Here is a 962-nt window from a genome sequence, read left to right on the forward strand (position 1 = left end):
CTTTTCAGCGTTCGCTCACGCTACTTGTTCGCTATCGGTCTCGAGACGTGTTTAGTCTTAGCGGTCGATGTCCGCTATATTCACGAGGGATATCCGACCCTCATTACTCTGGATCTGGCGCACACCATACTTGTTCACGTTACGGGGTTGTCACCCTGTATCACGCTCCTTTCCAGGAGACTTCACGAGAACGTTCCGGTGATGAGAGCCAGTCCTAACACCACATTGCCCGAAGGCTTCGGTTTGGACTGGATCGTTTTCACTCGCCGTTACTCACGACATCCCGTTTGGTTTCTATTCCTGCCGGTACTGAGATGTTTCAATTCCCGGCGTTCCCCATTGCGCGAAGCAATTGCGGTGGGGATTCCCATTCGGAAATCCTGAGTTCTTCGCCTCCGTGCGGCTCCCTCAGGCTTATCGCAGCTTGGCACGTCCGTCGTCGGCGCTCGAGCCGAGCCATCCACCAGCTGGCACAGTAGCCACGCTATTGGATTCGTCGTTGGACTGGAACCCGAGTGAACGGGTCCAGTGGACGTCTGGATTGCACGTACATACGGTCGTCATCGCCACGTCCCTGTGGTAAAGGGGAGCGTGCGTCGAACCCTTCCCATCCACGCTCTCACGGGATGGTGCATCGGTCGTCGCGGACCTGAACGTTTCGCTCCCGTCTACTTAAGGGGAACGATTCGTTCCGGCCCGAGATTATGGACCCACTGGGATTCGAACCCAGGGCATCCTCCTTGCAAAGGAGGCACTCTACCACTGAGCTATGGGCCCACCTCGCCGTCAGGCGAGAAATACGTTAGCCTTGGCAGTTCAAAGGTGCCCGACCAGCAGCGTGGTCGAGGTCGTCGAGGAACCCTCGTTGCCACGTGAAGTGGCAGATGGGCCAGGCGCAACGGCCTGGTCCCGTGTGTTAGGAGGTGATCCAGCCGCAGATTCCCCTACGGCTACCTTGTTAC

1 tRNA gene and 1 rRNA gene are annotated in these 962 nt (G+C 57.5%); both read right to left on the minus strand.

Features of this window, described 5'->3' with window-relative positions:
- A 23S ribosomal RNA gene (locus ACTF4R_RS21130) occupies nt 1–488 on the minus strand; the annotation flags it as partial.
- A 217-nt stretch (nt 489–705) separates the two neighbouring features.
- A tRNA-Ala gene (locus tag ACTF4R_RS21135) sits at nt 706–777 on the minus strand.
- Nucleotides 778–962: the final 185 nt, after the last annotated feature.

Origin of the sequence: Halomicrococcus pelagicus (assembly GCF_051917725.1) — an archaeon.
Taxonomy (GTDB): domain Archaea; phylum Halobacteriota; class Halobacteria; order Halobacteriales; family Haladaptataceae; genus Halomicrococcus.